This is a genomic window from Burkholderia sp. KJ006, assembly GCF_000262695.1.
In the GTDB taxonomy this organism is placed as follows: domain Bacteria; phylum Pseudomonadota; class Gammaproteobacteria; order Burkholderiales; family Burkholderiaceae; genus Burkholderia; species Burkholderia vietnamiensis.
Window position 1 is genome coordinate 156,434 of sequence record NC_017922.1, and the last position, 15,983, is coordinate 172,416.

At 62.8% G+C, this 15,983-nt stretch carries 10 protein-coding genes and 3 pseudogenes; 9 read left to right on the forward strand and 4 right to left on the reverse strand.

Annotated elements, in window-relative coordinates:
- The first annotated feature begins 406 nt into the window (after positions 1 to 406).
- The 5 genes from MYA_RS24825 (at position 407) to MYA_RS24845 (ending at position 7,362) form a co-directional block, all read left to right on the forward strand.
- Entirely contained in the window at positions 407 to 2,197 is a 1,791-nt protein-coding gene (locus MYA_RS24825; protein ID WP_014725604.1) for an acyl-CoA dehydrogenase, read from the forward strand.
- A gap of 79 nt (positions 2,198 to 2,276) precedes the next feature.
- Positions 2,277 to 3,905, forward strand: coding sequence for an electron transfer flavoprotein-ubiquinone oxidoreductase (locus MYA_RS24830; protein WP_443101907.1), 1,629 nt, complete (start codon positions 2,277 to 2,279; stop codon positions 3,903 to 3,905).
- 48 nt (positions 3,906 to 3,953) lie between these two features.
- On the forward strand, positions 3,954 to 5,147 hold the full coding sequence (gene bktB, locus MYA_RS24835; protein WP_041494342.1) for a beta-ketothiolase BktB: 1,194 nt from the start codon (positions 3,954 to 3,956) through the stop codon (positions 5,145 to 5,147).
- A 39-nt stretch (positions 5,148 to 5,186) separates the two neighbouring features.
- On the forward strand, positions 5,187 to 6,041 hold the full coding sequence (locus MYA_RS24840; protein WP_011879793.1) for a 3-hydroxybutyryl-CoA dehydrogenase: 855 nt from the start codon (positions 5,187 to 5,189) through the stop codon (positions 6,039 to 6,041).
- 139 nt (positions 6,042 to 6,180) lie between these two features.
- Positions 6,181 to 7,362, forward strand: a complete 1,182-nt coding sequence (locus MYA_RS24845; protein ID WP_041494343.1) for an aldose epimerase family protein — start codon at positions 6,181 to 6,183, stop codon at positions 7,360 to 7,362.
- A gap of 80 nt (positions 7,363 to 7,442) precedes the next feature.
- Here MYA_RS24845 and MYA_RS32290 read toward each other — a convergent pair.
- Together MYA_RS32290 and tssC are read right to left on the reverse strand one after the other, a co-directional pair.
- A pseudogene (locus tag MYA_RS32290) lies at positions 7,443 to 7,634 on the reverse strand (hypothetical protein); the annotation flags it as partial.
- A 154-nt stretch (positions 7,635 to 7,788) separates the two neighbouring features.
- A pseudogene (tssC, locus tag MYA_RS24850) lies at positions 7,789 to 9,172 on the reverse strand (type VI secretion system contractile sheath large subunit).
- 224 nt (positions 9,173 to 9,396) lie between these two features.
- Here tssC and MYA_RS24855 point away from each other — a divergent pair.
- Positions 9,397 to 11,862: a DUF2345 domain-containing protein gene (locus tag MYA_RS24855; protein ID WP_014725608.1), complete on the forward strand. Its 2,466-nt coding sequence runs from the start codon at positions 9,397 to 9,399 to the stop codon at positions 11,860 to 11,862.
- A 14-nt stretch (positions 11,863 to 11,876) separates the two neighbouring features.
- Here the strand turns inward: MYA_RS24855 and MYA_RS30385 are convergent.
- Positions 11,877 to 12,688 (reverse strand): IS5 family transposase gene (locus tag MYA_RS30385; RefSeq protein WP_085954527.1). Its coding sequence is split into 2 segments (ribosomal slippage): positions 11,877 to 12,349 and positions 12,349 to 12,688, totalling 813 coding nucleotides; the frame shifts between segments, so codons are not numbered across the junction.
- Between the two features lie 130 nt (positions 12,689 to 12,818).
- On the opposite strand from MYA_RS30385, the gene MYA_RS31505 reads away from it, so the two are divergent.
- From MYA_RS31505 to MYA_RS32295, 3 genes and pseudogenes are all read left to right on the forward strand, one after another.
- Positions 12,819 to 13,805, forward strand: a complete 987-nt coding sequence (locus tag MYA_RS31505) for a hypothetical protein (protein ID WP_148278606.1) — start codon at positions 12,819 to 12,821, stop codon at positions 13,803 to 13,805.
- Between the two features lie 27 nt (positions 13,806 to 13,832).
- Positions 13,833 to 14,084, forward strand: a complete 252-nt coding sequence (locus MYA_RS31775; protein ID WP_155753979.1) for a hypothetical protein — start codon at positions 13,833 to 13,835, stop codon at positions 14,082 to 14,084.
- A gap of 145 nt (positions 14,085 to 14,229) precedes the next feature.
- Positions 14,230 to 14,928, forward strand: a pseudogene (locus MYA_RS32295) (DDE-type integrase/transposase/recombinase); the annotation flags it as partial.
- A 30-nt stretch (positions 14,929 to 14,958) separates the two neighbouring features.
- Here the strand turns inward: MYA_RS32295 and MYA_RS24865 are convergent.
- A complete protein-coding gene (locus tag MYA_RS24865) occupies positions 14,959 to 15,936 on the reverse strand; it encodes an AraC family transcriptional regulator (RefSeq protein WP_014725609.1) in 978 nt (325 codons plus the stop codon).
- Between the last annotated feature and the right edge of the window lie 47 nt (positions 15,937 to 15,983).

Sequence of the window (15,983 nt, forward strand, 5' to 3'; positions counted from 1 at the left end):
CGTCTCGGCGCGGCATCCGGATCGGCGACCGACGCGGCCAGTCTGCCGCGCATCGTGCAGCGCGGCACCGGCATGCGAAATGCGCAGCGCGCGCAGGCCCTAGGGTTTTCCCATAGAAGGCGTCCATCGCGATGACCGGCGCGCCGCCCCGGCCGCCCGATCGGCGTGCCGTGGGCGCGTCGGCCCCGTGGAAATCCGCGTCGGCACACGCTGCGCAAGGGCCGGGTTCGGGTGTCGGCATGCGCGCATCGTGTGGCCGGTTTTGTCACTATCTGGGCCGGATATGACAGTGGGAAACGGCCGCGTCGGCATTACGATGGGCCACGACGTCGCCTGGTGCTGGCCGGTTTTGCCGCAGCCGCGCGGGCCGCGCGCTTCATTCACTGCCTGATTTGGAACAACGACCATGAGCTATAACGCCCCCGTCAAGGACATGCTGTTCGTGCTGAAGGAACTCGCGGGCATCGACACCGTTGCGCAGCTGCCCGGCTTCGAGGACGCCGGCTACGACACCGCGCAGGCCGTGCTGGACGAGTCGGCGAAATTCTGCGGCGAGGTGCTGGCGCCGCTGAACGTCGACGGCGACCGCAACCCGAGCAGCTGGAAGGACGGCGCCGTGACGGCGACGCCCGGTTTCGGCGCCGCGTTCCGCCAGTTCGTCGAAGGCGGCTGGCAGGGCCTGCAACACCCGGTCGAGTACGACGGTCAGGGGCTGCCGAAGCTGATCGCGACGCCGTGCATCGAGATGCTGAACGCGGCGAACCTGTCGTTCGCGTTGTGCCCGCTGCTCACCGACGGCGCGATCGAAGCGCTGCTGACGGCCGGCACCGACGAGCAGAAGCAGCGCTACGTGCCGAAGCTGATTTCGGGCGAGTGGACGGGCACGATGAACCTGACCGAGCCGCAGGCCGGTTCGGACCTCGCGCTGGTGCGCTCGCGCGCCGAGCCGCAGGGCGACGGCACGTACAAGGTGTTCGGCACCAAGATCTTCATCACGTGGGGCGAGCACGACATGGCGGACAACATCGTCCACCTGGTGCTCGCGCGTACGCCGAACGCGCCGGAGGGCGTGAAGGGCATCTCGCTGTTCATCGTGCCGAAGTTCCTGGTCAACGAAGACGGCTCGCTCGGCGCCCGCAACGACGTGCACTGCGTGTCGATCGAGCACAAGCTCGGCATCAAGGCGAGCCCGACCGCGGTGCTGCAATACGGCGACCACGGCGGCGCGATCGGTTACCTCGTCGGCGAGGAGAACCGCGGCCTCGAATACATGTTCATCATGATGAACGCGGCGCGCTTCGGCGTCGGCATGCAGGGGATCGGCGTGGCCGACCGTGCGTACCAGAAGGCCGCGGCCTTCGCGAAGGAGCGCGTGCAGAGCCGCCCGGTCGACGGATCGGCGAAGCAGTCGGTGACCATCATCCACCACCCGGACGTGCGCCGGATGCTCGGCACGATGCGCGCGTTGACCGAAGGCGCGCGCGCGCTCGCGTATGTCGCGGCTGCGCACAGCGACATTGCGCACCGCCATTCGGACGACGCGACGCGCACGCGCCATCAGGCCATCTACGAATATCTGGTGCCGATCGTGAAGGGCTGGAGCACCGAGATGGTCAACGACGTCGCGAGCCTCGGCGTGCAGGTGCACGGCGGGATGGGCTTCATCGAGGAAACCGGCGCGGCGCAGTATTACCGCGATGGGCGGATCCTCGCGATCTACGAAGGCACGACCGCGATCCAGGCGAACGACCTGGTCGGCCGCAAGACGCTGCGCGACGGCGGTGCGGTCGCGAAGGCGCTGATCGCGGAGATCGACGCAACCGTCGCGGCGCTCGGCAAGGTCGACGGCGCGGCCGCCGCATCGATGAAGGCGCAGCTCGAGAAGGGCGCGCGCGCGCTGTCGGCGGTGGTGGACTACGTGCTCGCCAATGCGAAGCAGGACCCGAACGCGGTGTTCGCGGGCAGCGTGCCTTACCTGAAGCTGGCGGGCGTCGTGCTGTGCGGATGGCAGATGGCGCGTGCGCTGCTCGCGGCCGACGCGAACCGCGCGAGCGACGCGGCGTTCCACGACGCGAAGATCGCGATCGCCCAATGCTATGCGGAACACGTGCTCGTGCAGGCCGGTGCGCTCGAAGCGTCGATCGTCGGTGCGAAGGGTAACCAGAGCGTGCTCGCGCTGACGGAAGACCAGTTCTGACCGCCACGGTCGGAGCGCAGGAGGAGACAGTATTTTGACCACCCAGGACTTGCTCGCGCAATACGGCCCGCGCGAATCGATGGAATACGACGTCGTGATCGTCGGCGGCGGCCCCGCCGGGCTGTCGGCGGCGATCCGGCTCAAGCAGCTGGCCGCCGAGAAAGGCGCCGAGATCGGCGTGTGCGTGCTCGAGAAGGGTTCCGAGATCGGCGCGCACATCCTGTCGGGCGCGGTGATGGACCCGCGCGCGATCACCGAGCTGTTCCCCGACTGGAAGGAACGCGGCGCGCCGCTCACCGTCGAGGTGACCGAGGACCGCTTCCTATTCCTGTCCGAGCAGAGTGCGGTCACGACGCCGAACTGGGCGTTGCCCGACAACTTCAAGAATCACGGCAACTACGTGATCTCGCTGGGCAACGTCACGCGCTGGCTCGGCACGCAGGCCGAAGCGCTCGGCGTCGAGATCTTCCCCGGCTTTCCGGCCGCGGAGATCCTCTACAACGACGACGGCTCGGTGAAGGGCGTCGCCACCGGCAACATGGGCGTGGGCAAGGACGGCGAGCCGACCGAGAACTTCCAGCTCGGCATGGAACTGCACGCGAAGTACACGCTGTTCGCCGAAGGCTGCCGCGGTCATTTGGGCCGCCAGCTGATCTCGAAGTTCAAGCTCGACGCGAACGCGGATCCGCAAGCGTACGGGATCGGCATCAAGGAGCTGTGGGAGATCGATCCGGCGAAACACAAGCCGGGCCTCGTGATCCACACGGCCGGCTGGCCGCTGAAGTCGGATACCTACGGCGGTTCGTTCCTGTACCACATGGACAACAACCAGGTCGTGGTTGGCTTCGTGGTTGGGCTTGGCTACACGAACCCGTACCTGTCGCCGTTCGAGGAGTTCCAGCGCTACAAGACGCATCCGTCGATCCGCGCATTCCTCGAAGGCGGCAAGCGCGTGTCGTACGGTGCACGTGCGATCACCGCGGGCGGGCTGCTGTCGTTGCCGAAGACGGTGTTCCTGGGCGGCGCGCTGATCGGCGACGATGCGGGCTTCCTGAACGCATCGCGCATCAAGGGCAGCCACGCGGCGATCAAGACCGGCATGCTGGCCGCCGACGCGGCGTTCGATGCGGTGCAGGCCGGCCGCCAGTCGGACGAGCTGCACGCCTACCCGGACGCATTCCGGCAGTCGTGGCTGTACACCGAGCTGTACCGCGCGCGCAACTTCAAGCAGTGGATGGCGAAGGGGCTGTATCTCGGCACGCTGATGGTCGGCATCGAGCAGAAGGTGATGGGCGGCAACGTGCCGTGGACGCTGCACCACAAGCATGCGGACCACGAGATGCTGAAGCCCGCGTCGCAATGCACGCCGATCGAATATCCGAAGCCGGACGGCAAGCTGACGTTCGACCGGCTGTCGTCGGTGTTCATCTCGAACACGAACCACGAGGAGAACCAGCCGGCGCACTTGACGCTGAAGGATGCGAGCGTGCCGGTGAACGTGAACCTGCGCACCTACGCGGGGCCGGAGGGACGGTTCTGCCCGGCGGCGGTATACGAGTTCGTGAAGAACGACGACGGCAGCGACCGCCTCGTGATCAACGCGCAGAACTGCGTGCACTGCAAGACCTGCGACATCAAGGACCCGACGCAGAACATCGTGTGGGTCACGCCGGAAGGCGGTGGCGGGCCGAATTATCCGAACATGTAATGCAATTCATGGTCGCGCCCGCGGGCGCGACCGAACCGGAGTGAGACGATGAGCAATGCAGCGAAGGAAGTCGTGGTGGTGAGCGCGGTCCGTACCGCGATCGGCGATTTCGGCGGGAGCCTGAAGGACTTCTCGCCGACCGATCTCGGCGCGAAGGTCGTCGGCGAAGTGCTGGCGCGCGCCAACGTGCCGGGCGATGCGGTCGGGCACGTGGTGTTCGGCCACGTCGTGAACACCGAGCCGAAGGACATGTATCTGGCGCGGGTGGCGGCGGTCAACGGCGGCGTGGCGCAGCACGCGCCCGCGCTGACCGTGAACCGTCTGTGCGGCTCGGGCCTGCAGGCGATCGTGTCGGCGGCGCAGACGATCATGCTCGGCGATGCCGAGGTCGCGATCGCCGGCGGCTCGGAAAACATGAGCCGCGCGCCGTACACCGTGCCGTCCGCGCGGTTCGGGCAGCGCATGGGCGATGCGAAGCTGATCGACATGATGCTCGGCGCGCTGCACGACCCGTTCCAGACCGTCCACATGGGCGTGACGGCCGAGAACGTCGCACGCAAGTACGGCATCTCGCGCGACGCGCAGGATGCGCTCGCGCTCGAATCGCATCGCCGCGCGGCGCGCGCGATCGCGGAAGGCCGCTTCAAGGATCAGATCCTGCCGATCTCGATCCGCACGAAGAAGGGCGAAGTCGCGTTCGACACCGACGAGCACGTGCGCCACGACGCCGGCCCCGACGATTTCACGAAGCTCAAGCCGGTGTTCGTCAAGGAAGAGGGCACGGTGACGGCCGGTAACGCGTCGGGCATCAACGATGCGGCCGCCGCGGTGCTGATGATGAGCGCCGACGCTGCACGCGCGCAGGGCGCGAAACCGCTCGCGCGCCTGGTTGCGTATGCGCATGCGGGCGTCGATCCGGCCTACATGGGCATCGGGCCGGTACCGGCCACGCAGAAGGTGCTTCAGCGCGCCGGCCTGACGGTCGCCGATCTCGACGTGATCGAGGCGAACGAGGCGTTCGCCGCGCAGGCGTGCGCGGTGACGCAGGAACTCGGGCTCGATCCCGCCAAGGTGAACCCGAACGGCTCGGGCATCTCGCTCGGTCACCCGATCGGCGCGACCGGCGCATTGATCACCGTCAAGGCGCTGTATGAACTCAAGCGCATCGGCGGCCGTTACGCGCTCGTGACGATGTGTATCGGCGGCGGTCAGGGCATTGCCGCGATCTTCGAGAATATTTGATAATCGGGGCGCACAGCACCCGAACACACAGGAATCGTCATGACCATCGAAACCGTCGGCGTCGTGGGCGCCGGAACCATGGGCAACGGCATTGCGCAAACCGCGGCCGTTGCAGGACTCAACGTCGTGATGATCGACGTCAGCGACGCGGCGCTCGACAAGGGCCTCGCGACACTGAAGGGCAGCCTCGAGCGGCTCGTGTCGAAGGACAAGCTCGAGGCCGGCGCGCGCGACGCGGCGCTCGCGCGCATCACGACGTCGACCGATTACGCGAAGCTGGCTGCGGTCGACATCGTGATCGAAGCCGCGACCGAGAACGTGGAGCTGAAGGGCCGCATCCTGAAGCAGATCGAGTCGGTCGCACGGCCCGACGCGATCATCGCGACCAACACGTCGTCGATCTCGATCACCTCGCTCGCCGCGCTGCTCGCCGATTCGTCGCGCTTCATCGGCATGCACTTCTTCAACCCGGTGCCGCTGATGCCGCTCGTCGAGATCATCCGCGGGCTGCAGACGAGCGACGCGACCGCGAGCGCGGTGCGCGCGCTGACCGAGCGTTTCGACAAGTCGCCGATCGGCGTGCGCAACTCGCCGGGCTTCGTCGTGAACCGGATCCTGGTGCCGATGATCAACGAAGCGTTCTTCGTGCTGGCCGAAGGCATCGCGACGGCCGAGGAGATCGACGCCGGCATGAAGCTCGGCGCGAGCCATCCGATCGGGCCGCTCGCGCTGGCCGATCTGGTCGGGCTCGACGTCTGCCTCGCGGTGATGGACGTGTTCCTGAAGGACTTCGGCGACACCAAGTATCGCGCGTGCCCGCTGCTGCGCGAGATGGTGTCGGCCGGGCGCCTCGGACGCAAGACCGGCCGCGGCGTGTACGACTACAGCAAGTAAGCGCCGCTCCTGGTTGATCGATGCGGCCGCCTTCGGGCGGCCGTATTCGTTTGCGGCGGCCGTCGCGCGCGATCGTCGCGCGCCCGGCAGGCATGCGGATTGCGTGGCGCGATGGACACAACCGTTTCGGAGGTCGTCCATGAACCCGCTCTCGACACGGCGGCCGGTGCTCGCGATCTGTGCATGCGCAACGTTTGCTCTCGGCTCGAACGCTGGGTCGACTGCATCGGCTGCAGCGGCCGCGCCCGACGTGTCCGTCAGCCGTGCGGATTACGGCACCACCGCGGCCGGCCAGCCGGTCAGCCAGTACACGCTCGCCAACGCGCACGGCGTGACGCTGAAGATCATCACGTACGGCGGCATCGTGACGGCGCTCGACGTGCCGGACCGCAACGGCAAGCCCGCCGATATCGTGCTCGGCTTCGATTCGCTGCGCGACTACGAGGCGCACAACGGCAACATCCATTTCGGTGCGTTGATCGGCCGCTATGCGAACCGCATCGCACGCGGGCGCTTCGTGCTCGACGGCAAGACCTGGACGCTGCCGGTCAACGATCCGCCGAATACGCTGCATGGCGGCCCCGATAGTTTCGACGCGAAGGTGTGGACGGTGACGCGCACGCGCAGCGACGCCGACGGTTCGAGCGTGACGCTGCGTTACGTGAGCCCCGATGGCGAAAACGGCTTTCCAGGCACGCTGACTACCGACGTGACCTACACGCTGACGCGCGACGACCTGATCCGCATCGACTATCGCGCGACGACGGACCGGGACACGGTCGTCAACCTGACCAACCACAGCTATTTCAATCTGGCCGGGCACGACAGCGGCAGTGTCGAACGGCAACTGATCGAGATCGCCGCGTCGCGCTTCACGCCGATCGATGCGACGTCGATTCCGACCGGCGCGCTGGCGAGCGTGGCCGGCACGCCGATGGACCTGCGCCAGCTGACGCCGATCGGCGCGCATCTGCGCGACCGTGATCCGCAGCTCGCCATCGCGCACGGCTACGACCAGAACTGGGTGCTCGACCACGGCGGCCAGCCCGCGCCGGCGTTCGCCGCGCGTGCGTACGATCCGGCATCGGGGCGGTTTCTGGAGGTCTACACGACGCAGCCGGGGCTGCAATTCTATACGTCCAACGGGTTGAACGGCAGCGTCGCCGGCAAGGGCGGCACGCTTTACCGGCAGGCCGACGCGTTCGCGCTGGAGGCCGAGCATTTTCCCGATTCGCCGAACCGGCCGGCGTTCCCGACGACCGTGCTCAAACCCGGCGAGACGCTGCATGAGGTGACGGTGTGGAGGGTGGGGGCGCGGTGAAGGGGGGGCTTTTCGCCCGGCTCGACGCAGTTGCTGCCTAGCGCGTCAATCAGGGCCACGCCGGCCATCACGGTCACGGCGTCCACCGTTGTGGGTACATCGTCAAGACTGCGCGCTGCGGGTAGCCAGTCAGCGGTCTCGCTGTCGATCAGCGTGCCGTCCGGCAGACGCAGGGCGAGCGCCGTGCATTGCAGGCGATCGACGCTCAATGCCTGGCTTGTCGAGCGCCACGTGCACCGCGCCCCAAGCGTCCGGGCTCGCGATACGTGCAACCTGATCGTGGACGTGTTGTTCCCATATCGCCTGCTGCTGGAAGTGCTGCGGCGTCGTGAAAATCCCCTTCGCCCACAGCGGTCTAGTTATCTTCATCTTCTTGGTTGGTCTGGAATGGAAGTAGCGATGTGGAGGTGCGCAACTGAACGCCCGTCACTGTTTCGCTTTCGGCAACTGCGAAACCAGAGACAGGTTGATGTCGACGCCCTCGATCTGAAAATGCGGGACGATGAATAGCTTGATGCGGAAGAACCCGGGGTTGTCCTCGATGTCCTCGACTGCCACCTTGGCCTCACGCAAAGGGAGAGCAGCCTGAAGATCGTCGCCAGGATCGGTCATTTCCGTGACAAGCGACTTAATCCAGGTGTTCAGCTCAAGCTCCAGCAATCGGCTATCGCGCGTCGTGCCGATGTTTTCGCGCTGGATCAGTTTCAGGTAATGCGCGACGCGCGACAGCAGGAAAATGTAGAGCAGACGCGCATTGATGCGGCTATTGGCTGACGCGTCACGCACGTCGTAAGCTCGCGGCCGTTGCGTTGGATGCGCTGAGAAAAAACACGTGTGGTCGTGATTGCTGGTATAGGAGAGCAGAATCAGCCCGATATCTGTGAATTCATTCTCGCGCGTTTCGGAAATCAACGCCTCAGTCGAGATCTTGCCGAGTTGTCCGGTACCAAGGTCGTATTGATGAACGGGAATATCTTCGATCAGACCGCCCGCTTGCGGGCCACGAATCTGAACGCACCAGCCGTTTCGGATAAAGCTGCGCACGATATTGACCCCGAAAGCGAATGCCGCGCTCGTCCAAAGATAGGCGTTCTGTCCGGATTCCCGTACGTTTTCGGTGTAATTGAATACGCGAACGGGACTCGTATCCAACTCGTAGGGCAACCGCGCGAGGAATCGCGGCATCGTCAGTGCGACGTAGCGCGCATCCTCGGTTTCACGGAAACCTTTCCATTTCAGATATTCGGCGCGCTCGAAGCAGGTCGGCAGGTCGCGAATGCCTGCGACCGCCTCCATTGAGGGCTCGTCGAAGAAGGCCGGCGAGGCCGCGCCGATGAACGGCATGTGGGCCGCTGCGGCGACTTTCGAGATATTGCGTAACAGCGCGATGTCTGGCGCGCGATGGTCGAATTAGAACACCGAAATAATCGCGGCGATGGGTTGTCCGCCCGGCATGTCGTACTCCCCAACGTACGTCAGCCGAAACAGGCCACTCTGGATGATATCGGGCGCGTCTTCGAAATCGTGATGGAGCGCTTCCTTCGACACGTCCAGCACTTCTAAAATCGGTGCGATCGACCAAGAACTGCAGGCCACGCCACGTGGATTCAAGCGCCTGAAATGCAGGGTGGTACAGGATAGCGTTAAGCTGCCGATCCAGCTGTTCGTCCAAATCTGCCAGACACCAATCGAGCAAATCCGGATCCACGCAGGTAATCGCGTTCGAGTTCGCGCCGGTAGGCATATCGGAAGCTGTAGCCGCTTTGGTGTGTTGATCGCTCGAAAATCCTGCGTTCATTGCTCGTCGCATTTAGTCTGACCGGACATCAGCGGAGAGCGACATATAGCACGGCGAACATCTCAAAAACAGCGCTATACGTAAACAATTGTCAGGCTTCGACCAAATACAACAATTCCCCTGAATAATGGGTGTCGACTCTTCCCGAGTCGGGGTGGGTATGGCTATTGTTTTTGCCCTGGCTCTGCTTGCGATAGTGGTATGTAGCATTGCTATCTGGATACGGGGTAACAATAATGTCAAGCCTGTTTGATGATGCGAAGCGGTTCGTGTCGAACCTGACGGGAGTTCCGGGGCGTCAGGCGTACTTTCTCGAAGTGCCCGGCACGGACTCGGCGGCTGCGCTGTCGGTCGTGTCGGTGACAGCGACCGAGCGGATGGGCGTGCCGACCGAGGTGCGCGTCGTGCTCACGCATCCGCTGCAGCTTGCGCGGACCGACTACCTGAACCGCGATGCGGCTTGCACGATCGTTCCCGACGACGGTGTGCCGCGGAAGTTCTCCGGCTTCATCGCGCGCTTTTCGACACTGCAGACGACGGACGACTTCACCAAGTACGAGATCGTGCTGAAGTCGCACTTAGCGCGTCTCGAAGCGGTGACTACCAACCGTATCTACCAGCACCAGACCACCCCGCAGATCATCGAGGCGGTGCTGCGCAGCCACGGCCTGGAAGGGCACCAGTTCGAATTCCGCCTGCGCCGCGAGTATTCGAAGCACCTGTTCCGCTTCCAGTACAAGGTCGACGACCTGTCGTACGTGCAGATGCTGATGCAGAAGGCTGGCATCTACAGTTACATCGTCGAGACCGAGCACGGCGATCAAGTCGTGTTTGCGGACGACATTGACCATTACCTATGGGACCCGCACCTGACGGCCGCATACCGCGAGACAGCGGGGCTGGAGGCAGCCGGCGCCGAGGCGGTGACGGCGCTCAAGACGCATACGGTGACGGTGCCGCAGTCGTTCCTGGTGGCTGACTACAACCCGGAGCAGGCGTGGGAGCGCTTCAAGGACGAGGCGAACGTTGCGCCGCGGGATCCGACCACCTACGGGCAGCCATACGTTTACGGCACGCACCACCTCGACCAGAACGGCGCGAAGTGGGAGGCGCAGCTGCGCCACGAGGCTGCGATTGCATGGCAGGTGGTGTACGAGGGCGAGAGCAACGTGCTGGCGCTGCAGGCCGGGCGCGTGCTGAACCTGGATACCGCACTGCCGGATGCCCCGGACGGGCAGGTGGTGATCGAGGTCACGCACACTGGCGCGCGCGACCAGGCCTACACGAACAGCTACAAGGCGATGCCGGCCAACCGTCGCTTCAGACTGAAGCTCGAGCCCGAGAGGTGGCCGAAGATCGCGGGGACGCTGAGCGCACGCGTGACAAGCCCGGATCAGTACAAATACGCGTACCTGACCGCGGCGGGCTACTACACGGTGCGGTTCGACGTCGATTTCGCGGACTGGCCAGCGGGCGGGGAGAGCGTGCCGCTACGGTTGGCGAAGCCGTTCGCGGGCAAGCTGCAGACCGGGATGCACTTCCCGGCGCTGGACAAAGACGAGGCCGTCATTTCGTTCCGCGATGCGGACCCGGACAAGCCGGAGATCATCGGGTTCCACCACCACAGCCAGGCGCGCGATCTGGTGACGAGCGATCGTCGCTGGCTGTCGCGCAACATGGTCCGCACGCAGGCGAACAACAAGCTGCGGATGGAGGACTGGGCGGGTCAGGAAGGCATCAAGCTCAGCACCGAGCACTCGGGCACCAGTCACCTCGACCTCGGCTATCTGGTCGATGACAAGCTCGAACGGCGCGGTGTGGGGTTCGAGTTGCGTACCTCGGGCCACGGCGTGGAGCGCGCGGGCAAGGGCCTGCACTTGACGACATACGACCGTCCTGGCGCAACCGGCCAGCAACTGGACATTCAGGAGACGATCGCGCAGCTCGAGCAGGCGCTTGCATTGGCGAAGTCGTTGGGCGACGCCGCACGTGTAGCGAAGGCGGTGCCGGCGGATACCGACGCGCAGCAGCAGATCAAAGATGAGTTCGACGGGCTGAAGCAGCCGGGCCTGCTGGCGAGTGCGCCGGCGTCGGTCGGGATCGTGGCGGGCAGCGGCGTACAAATATCGGCGAAGGAGAGCATTTCGGCGGTGGCGGGGAAGAACGCCGACTTTAGTGTAATGAAGCGTTTCACGGTGGCGGCCGGCGAACTGGTTTCGGTGTTCGCGCAAAAGCTCGGGATCAAGATCTTTGCAGCGAAGGGGGCGGTCGAGGTGCAGGCTCAAAACGGCTCGATGTCATTGACGGCTGACAAAGACATTACCGTGGCGAGTGTCAACGGCGCGGTCTATGTGCGGGCAGAAACCGAACTCACGCTTGGAAGCGGCGGGGCCTTCATTCAGCTCAAGGACGACAATATTACCCTCGGCGGACCGCTGGATCTCCTTCTGAAAGTAAGCATGATCCAGACCAAGGGACCTGCTTCGATGGCGATTCCGGTTCCACCCATGCCGGCATTTAAAGACGGATTCGATGATCGATATAAGTTGGTCGATCGCCAAACCAGCCAGCCTATGAAACGCCACGAATACGCAATTGTCCGCGCCGATGGGTCAGTCGAGCATGGGATCACTGACGATGAAGGTCGAACACACCTGCTCAGTCAAACCGTAAAGGCAGAATCCGTGAAGATTTACGCTTAGACGCTGTTGCGAAATTAGTCGGACGCTGTCTTGAGCTTGTTCCAGCAAATCAAGCCGCACGCGAGCGAGAGGAATGCCTCGTGCACGTGTGCGTACCGTCCGTAGCGAATCTTGAGCCGTCTGAATGCATGAAGCCAAGCAAAGGAACGTTCGATGAACCAGCGCGTTTTACAGAGGCCACTGCCGTGAGGCGAACCGATTTTGGCAAGCAAGGGCGTGATGCCGCGTTCGCGCAGACGCTGCCGGTGCGGCTCGGAACTGTAGGCCCGGTCACCCTGAACAATCTTCGGCTTGCGCAGAGGACGTCCGCGTTTTCCTCGGATGGGGGGAATCGCCTCAACCAACGCATCGAATTGCGTGATGTCGTTGCAATTCGCGGCAGTCAAGATGACCGCGAGCGGGATACCTTGCGCATCGACGATGAGGTGGTGCTTGCTGCCGAGCTTGCGCCGGTCCGTTGGGTTCGGGCCGGTTTTTTTCCCGCGAGCATCGCGCGGACCGAAGAACTGTCGACAATGGCGCGTGCCATGTCGAGTTGGCCACGACGGCGTAACTCCGCCAGCAGCGTCTCGTGGATGCGTTGCCAGACGCCGGCCTCTTGCCATGCAACCAGTCGCCGCCAGCATGCAGTGCCTGAGCCGCAGCCCATTTCTTGCGGTAGCAGATTCCAGGCGATGCCTGAGCGCAGCACGAATACGATGCCGGTCAGCACCGCTCGGTCCGGCGTCGGCTTGCGTCCCGCGTATCGGCGGTTGCGCGACGCGGGCTTCGGCAGCAAAGGGTCGATGAGTGACCACAGCTCGTCGTCTATCAGTTCTTGGGGCATCGCTTTCTGTCAGGCAAAACAAGACAGAAAGTTAACACCCTCTCGAAAAAGTTAACAGACCCAATCCGTAATTTCGCAACAGCTTCTTAGGGTGATCTGAGCAGATAACGTTGCAGAAAGAGAATGCGCCATGGACGAAAGTTTTATTTTCCCGGAAACCGAAAGTGACCAGCTTTGGATTACCAGTCCATCTGGTCGAAATCTCTCCTATATGTGCACGAAAGACACCACTATATTTAGTGACGAAAGTGTCAAGTCGGTCAATGTTCCTGAGAAGTACACAATACTCAAAATAACAACTGATACGACTGGCTACACACTTCAAAAGGTGTACGGTCATCCTAACGTGTCTTCAACGTGGAAGAAAATTACAGAGCATCAACCGGCTGTCGTCGTTCCAACATATCGCGCAATCCTCACATTGTTCGATTCGTCCAAGGAAGAAGCGAATCGCACGCATTACAACATAAACGTTACGCGTGACGCTTGGTACTATCTCGGGAAGGATAATGCAGGTGCTACCTGGTGCAGAAACATTGCATTTGAGCCTGCGGACGCGAACAAGAACAGATATTTGACGGAGCAGATTCACTTTCCGTCTGCTGCTGCCGATATTATCCACGGATACTTCTTAATGGAAAACGAATCTCAACGCGGGCATACGCCTCGACTACTGCATGCTGAGAAGGTCATCAATGCAAATCCGTACGGCTCACCGATTCCACTTCGAAAGGACGAGTCGATCGCGAGCAACGTCATGTTTCATATTGGCGGCTTCTACGAGGCGTCAGCGCAGTTTCTTCACGCAAAATGGCTAGGTGGCTCAGAAGGGTGCGTTGCGTTTATTCCAGAGAAAAGTATTCGTTCTACCCCTGAAGACGCAGCTAGGATAACGTTGGAAACGGGTTTCTTCTCTAACAAGACGTGGGTTAATTTGACGGCGCTCTTAGAGCGATATCGTGATAGTGATCCGCACAAGAGATTTTATGTGGAAATCAAGAAGCGACCGGATTTTGTTCGGGACGAGAAAATGCAGATTTTTAGCTTGTCTGGTGCGGTAGACGACACTGCGAAGCTGCTTGAGGCTGGGTATGGGCCTTACATAGTTATTCCTTAACAATTTTAGAAAACGGTGAAAAATATCATGAATTCGTCTGGAAAATATTTGTGGCCGCCGGTGCTGAAGATTGTTGTTTTGGCTTTTCTGGTAGTTTTTATTGCCGTTGCATTCTACCTCTTTTACCCGGTCATGCAGTGCGTGAGGGAATGGGGGGGATTCTCGGTGGATTGCAAGGAGACGCTTGAGTTGACTCTCTATATTCCGTTTACTCTATTTGTTGTCGTCTGGATTTTATTTCTCGCTGTCGCGATTTTAACAATGCGAAGAAATAAATAACGGCGGACGTTAGCTCTCCCTGCACCGGATAACCGACCCATATGAAGTGAGGTGTCTGGGGAGGTGACCCTAGCCCACAAAACTGTCCCATTTGAAAGTGGAAAATTCCAGCATGACGTTGTCATCAAGACCAGGAGGTCATGCCGTGAAGAAGAGCAGGTTCACCGAAGAGCAGATCGCATACGCGTTGAAGCAGGCCGAACTGGGTACGCCGGTCGCGGAGGTCTGCCGCAAGATGGGAATTAGTGACGCGACGTTCTATAACTGGCGGACGAAATCCAAGCAGACCGACGATGCGGTGGTGGTCGAAGAAATCCGCCGGGTTATCGCCGATTTGCCCAGCTATGGCTATCGCCGCGTCTGGGGCACGTTGCGTAATGAACGCGTTGCCGCCGGACAGGTGCCGTTCAATGCGAAGCGCATCTATCGCGTCATGCGCACGCATAGTCTGCTGATGCAACGTCGCCCGACTCCGGCTCGGCAGCAACGCCGGCACGATGGCAAGGTGGCCGTCGCGCGCAGCAACCAGCGTTGGTGTTCGGACGGCTTCGAGTTCCGCTGCGACAACGGCGAACCGCTGCGCGTGACGTTCGCGCTGGACTGCTGCGATCGGGAAGCCATGAGCTGGGCGGCCACGACGGCAGGCCACAGTGGTGACATCGTGCGCGACGTGATGCTGGCTGCAGTGGAAAATCGGTTTGGCAACGAGCTGCATACACCGTCCGAAATCGAGTGGCTGAGCGACAACGGTTCGGGCTATACGGCCGACGATACACGCCGGTTTGCAGCAGCCATCGGCCTGAAGCCATTGACCACGCCGGTGTGCAGCCCCCAAAGTAACGGGGCGATCAGGCAACTGCGTCGCATGCGTTGCTCAATGCGACGCCACGAACACCGCGCCGTCGAACGGCTCGGGCAGCGCGAAGCTCGCGCGCATGCGCTTCGCTTCCTGCGCGGGCGTCAGTCCGAACAGCCGTTTGAACTCGCGGCTGAACTGCGACGGGCTCGTATAACCGACCGCATAGGCCGCCGCTTCCGCCGTCAGATCCTGACGCACCATCAGAAGACGCGCCTGATGCAGCCGCGTCGATTTCAGGTACTGCATCGGCGACGCGTGCGTGATCGCCTTGAAGTGGCTGTGAAAGCTCGGCACGCTCATGCCGGCCTCGGCCGCAAGCCGCCGCACGTCGAGCGCGCGCGCGTAGTCGGCGTGGATCATGCGCAGCGATCGGCCGATCCGGCCGAACTGCCCGCGCATCGCCAGCGCGCTTCTCAGCGCGCCGCCCTGCGCGCCGGTCAGCACGCGGAAATACAGCTCGCGCAGCAGCGCCGGCCCGAGTACCGCCGCTTCGAGCGGCCGGTGCATCGCGTCGACGAAACGCCGCACGCTCGCGTGCATCGCTTCGTCCATCGGCGTCGACATCATGCTCCTGGGCGCCTCTACGGGCGCCGCGCCGCCTTCCCGATCGATCTGCGCCGTCAGCTCGGCGGCCATCGTCAAATCGACGTGCAGGTACAGCGCGAGCAGCGGGCGCTCTACGGTGGCGTCGGTTTCCATGCTGAACGGCACGGGGACCGACACGGCCAGGTAATGGTCCTCGTCGTACAGATAGCATTCGCCGCCGAAGTAGCCGCGCTTGCGGCCCTGGCACACGATCACGATGCCAGGGTCGTACAGCACCGGCGTACGCGACAGCGCACGGTCCGAGCGCAGGATGCGCACGCTCGGCAGCGCGATCGCGTTGTAGCCTTCGTGCGGCGCCAGCGCGCGCAGCAGCGCGATCAGCCGCGCGCGGCGCTGCGCCGGCTGAGACGGTGACGGCGATGACAGTGACGTGGTGATGGCGCTCATAGCTTTAGGCAAGAATCTCAGCGGAATCGGCGTTATTCGTCGCAGGC

Excerpts from the sequence above, each read along its gene's own strand:
- MYA_RS24825 (WP_014725604.1), top strand. The coding sequence starts at position 407 with ATGAGCTATAACGCCCCCGTCAAGGACATGCTGTTCGTGCTGAAGGAA.
- MYA_RS24830 (WP_443101907.1), top strand. The coding sequence starts at position 2,277 with ATGGAATACGACGTCGTGATCGTCGGCGGCGGCCCCGCCGGGCTGTCG.
- bktB (WP_041494342.1), top strand. The coding sequence starts at position 3,954 with ATGAGCAATGCAGCGAAGGAAGTCGTGGTGGTGAGCGCGGTCCGTACC.
- MYA_RS24840 (WP_011879793.1), top strand. The coding sequence starts at position 5,187 with ATGACCATCGAAACCGTCGGCGTCGTGGGCGCCGGAACCATGGGCAAC.
- MYA_RS24845 (WP_041494343.1), top strand. The coding sequence starts at position 6,181 with ATGAACCCGCTCTCGACACGGCGGCCGGTGCTCGCGATCTGTGCATGC.
- MYA_RS24855 (WP_014725608.1), top strand. The coding sequence starts at position 9,397 with ATGTCAAGCCTGTTTGATGATGCGAAGCGGTTCGTGTCGAACCTGACG.
- MYA_RS31505 (WP_148278606.1), top strand. The coding sequence starts at position 12,819 with ATGGACGAAAGTTTTATTTTCCCGGAAACCGAAAGTGACCAGCTTTGG.
- MYA_RS31775 (WP_155753979.1), top strand. The coding sequence starts at position 13,833 with ATGAATTCGTCTGGAAAATATTTGTGGCCGCCGGTGCTGAAGATTGTT.
- MYA_RS24865 (WP_014725609.1), bottom strand. The coding sequence starts at position 15,936 with ATGAGCGCCATCACCACGTCACTGTCATCGCCGTCACCGTCTCAGCCG.